Consider the following 2,066-nt stretch of genomic DNA (forward strand, 5'->3'; position numbering starts at 1 on the left):
GTTTCGGAGCGTTATTGGCCCGGATTTCCTGCCATATCTTTCCGCAATCTGCGGCATACGCCTGACCATTACCGGTTTTGCGTGCCGTAAGACACTGCTGGTAATCCAGCACGCGAACCGTTTCCTGTTCCGCAAATTTTTGGTGGGCTTTTTCCTGTTTCAGTACATTCAGCACCGCCTGACAGGATGCCAGTTTATCCGGATTGCCTTCCGCCGTATTAATACAGGCGCTGTAAGCCTCACGCGTTTTGGATATTTCAGCCTGACCGGCTGTCGGCGCACAACCCGCCAGCAGAACAGCGGATACCACGGTCATCAATAATTTATTCATCGACATAGCGACCTCAGAAAATAGTGAATGGAGCGATAACGATGAATTTCACGTCTTTTTCATCCTGGAAAATATTGCCGTATCCGCCGCCCCAGCTTGGAATATCCGAATGATTGTCATACTGGGTGTAATGCAGTTTGAACAATGTCCCTTTCGCACGGCCTTCCTGAATGGTGTACAGCGCATCCAGACTCCAGGCGCTTTCTTTCAGGCGCTGACTCTGGTCGTAAGCCGCGTTAGTGCTCGGCCTGGCATCCCATGCATAAACATAGGAGCCACCGACGGCTAAGCCCGGTAAATCCCATTTTGCCAGGTCATACAACACGCCTGCATATACTGCTTTTTCACCGTTAGCGTTGAAGTCCGAACGGTTGTCCCACCACACATCAAGACGGCCGTTTGAAGAGGAATACGTCGGCGTCATACGTTGCAGGAAGTAACCCTGGTTCCCTTCCGCTTTCACCATCGTCCCTTCCAGACGCCAGTTGAACTGACCCGTGGTATAGCCGAAAGTTAACGCCTGCAACCAGGCCAGACCATCATACAAACTGTTTGGATCATTTTTGTCGCTGATACGATCTTCTGCCCCATAGAACTGATAGCTGGTAGTCAGCGGATTGCCCAGCAAATCTATTTTGTACGAGGCTTTGCCAAAGTACTGATCCACATAACTTTCAGCCTGACCAAAAGCGCCTTCCAGCACGAAGTCATTTTTAAAGTCATATTTCGCACCGAGGGAGTGAATATAAGAAACGCCGGTTTTCTTATCATTCTGGCGGAAATCATCCATTTCCAGATGCCAGGGCGATTTATATTCGTCGGCCCACATATAGGAGAAACTCAGTTCACCCGGATCACCGAAATCATGTTTATACCCGGCTTCCGCACCGCGATAAGTCCCCGGCATGAAGCTCCAGTGCGGTGCGATCAACGTCTGCCCTGTGGGCTGAATATAGCCCGCATGTCCCCAGAATCCGCCATATTTAAATTTACCGGCCGCTTTGTAGAGACTGACCCCGCCTTTATCACCTGAGTAATCCTCGTCATAAGCGTGGTTTTTAGAAGAGAATGCAATTTCGTTTGGATGAGTGCTGTCACTGGCTTCGGCTAATTCAATGGCGGTGAAGGCCGCAACGTCGATACCGAACATGTCCCAGGCATAACCAGAGGAAAAATCAAGATTCAGGTTAGCAGTGGAGTGTGAAAGGTTAGTCGCGTATTTGTTGTAGTCGGAATTATTGACGGTGACTTTTGAGCCATCCGGACGGGTTTCTTCTTTGGTTTTGTTCAAATCTTTGCGGTCACGTTCACGCTGCCAGTAATACACGCCACCGGTCAGTGTGGAATCATCGATAAAACCGGCCGCGCTGGCCTCGTGTGAAAACATCATTCCGCCACTCAGTAAAGTGCCGGCGAGAGAATACATGGCAGGTTTCAGGTAAGCCGATCCCCTGCCCCTGTTAAGGTGCTTGTGCATAGAGATTCCTCATTTTGACTAAAAATTTCGTGCAAAACCCAAACGGGTATCAAAATCGGCCGTCAGAGACGTAACCGGTTAAATCAACATTAAGAGTATTTTTCGCGACGCGAATTATCAATGGGTAATTAATCATTGATCATCGAAGTATGACAAAGTGCACATAAAGATGAAAAAATGTAACTATATGTCTTAAGGCAGGATCAGACCGACAGATTATTTAAATAGAGAGAATAAACAAGTCACTAAGTTTTACTG

General features: G+C 48.2%; 2 protein-coding genes. Both read right to left on the bottom strand.

What is annotated here, in order from left to right; genetic code table 11:
• The coding region (locus J1785_RS01405; RefSeq protein ID WP_217218646.1) for a ChiQ/YbfN family lipoprotein at positions 1-331 on the bottom strand (331 nt) is incomplete at its 3' end.
• Positions 332-344: 13 nt separating this feature from the next.
• Positions 345-1,757, bottom strand: a complete 1,413-nt coding sequence (gene chiP, locus J1785_RS01410; protein WP_238483020.1) for a chitoporin ChiP — start codon at positions 1,755-1,757, stop codon at positions 345-347.
• Positions 1,758-2,066: the final 309 nt, after the last annotated feature.

The organism is Rahnella perminowiae, from assembly GCF_019049755.1.
GTDB lineage: Bacteria > Pseudomonadota > Gammaproteobacteria > Enterobacterales > Enterobacteriaceae > Rahnella > Rahnella perminowiae.